The organism is Acidisphaera rubrifaciens HS-AP3, from assembly GCF_000964365.1.
In the GTDB taxonomy this organism is placed as follows: domain Bacteria; phylum Pseudomonadota; class Alphaproteobacteria; order Acetobacterales; family Acetobacteraceae; genus Acidisphaera; species Acidisphaera rubrifaciens.
On record NZ_BANB01000756.1, the window covers coordinates 1 to 784 of the forward strand.

The following is a 784-nucleotide window of genomic DNA, read 5'->3' on the forward strand; positions in this document are numbered from 1 at the left end:
CATCGAGCCGCGCGCGCATCCCCCGCGCCCGCGAGCGCATCCCCTCGGCGCCCAGCAGCCAGCGGCGCAGTTCCGCCGTCTCGGCCCCCGACAGCGCGGCGGCGAAGGCGCCGTCCGCCGCGTCGAACACGTGATGCCCCTCGTCGAAGACATAACGCGTGGGCGCGGCGGTCTCGTCCGGCACGTCCGGGTCCATCAGGCCGTGCACCGCCTGCGTCATCACCAGCGCATGGTTGGCGATGACGAGGTCGGCGCCGCGCGCGCGCCGGATCGTGTGCTCCACGAAACAGCGCCGCCAGTGCGGGCAGCCGCCGTGGATGCACTCGCCCCGCCGGTCGGCGAGGCCGGCCAGCAGCCCGCCGCCGAACAGTTCGGCGAACCACCCGGGCAGGTCGCCGCCATGGATGTCGCCGTCCGCCGTCGCCCCCGCCCAGCGCGCGATCAAACCAAGCGGGATGGCGAGCGGGGCGGCCGCGGCGAGGCCGCCGGCGGCATCCTCCAGGTTCAGCAGGCACAGGTAGTTCTCGCGTCCCTTGCGGACGACGAAGCGCCGCCGGCGCGCCACGGGGTCGGGCACGAGGCGGGCCAGCTCCGCCTCGATCTGGCGCTGCAGGTGCCGTGTATAGGTACTGATCCAGACCGCGCTGTGGTTGCGTTCCGCCCACAGGCTCGCCGGTGCCAGGTAGCCGAGCGTCTTGCCCGTCCCGGTGCCGGCCTCGGCCAGCACCAGCGCCGGGTCGCCGCGGGCCTGCCGGGGCGCGAAGGCGGCGGTGGCGGCGGCGGC

General features: G+C 75.6%; 1 pseudogene. It reads right to left on the reverse strand.

Annotated elements, in window-relative coordinates:
* A pseudogene (locus B8460_RS17310) lies at positions 1-784 on the reverse strand (ATP-dependent DNA helicase); the annotation flags it as partial.